A 286-nucleotide genomic window follows, 5' to 3' on the forward strand; every position below is an offset into this window, starting at 1 on the left:
ACTGTTCACGTGGCTAGAACTAGCCGAAGACGACTACACGATCGCGAAGACTACGAACCCATTAGAGGGCGGCCCGAACAAAGCGATCAAGGACTTCCTCCGAGCCCATCGAGGACTGAACATCGATGATGCCCGCCGAGGAGTCGACTGGCTGTTGTATCTGCGCACCGAGGCACCCAAGGACCCGTGGTCGTTCGTTACTCCACGAGCGTGGACACCACCGCGCAGCGTCCCGAATGTGGTGAAACCCGACACGGGCCGAGAGGAGACGAATCTTCTCTACGGG

The 286-nt window shown here is 59.4% G+C and carries 1 pseudogene; it reads left to right on the top strand.

Annotated features, from left to right (window positions below):
• A pseudogene (locus ACPUD7_RS17865) lies at nt 1–286 on the top strand (hypothetical protein); the annotation flags it as partial.

This window comes from Brevibacterium sp. FAM 24630, from assembly GCF_049804075.1.
In the GTDB taxonomy this organism is placed as follows: Bacteria; Actinomycetota; Actinomycetes; order Actinomycetales; family Brevibacteriaceae; genus Brevibacterium.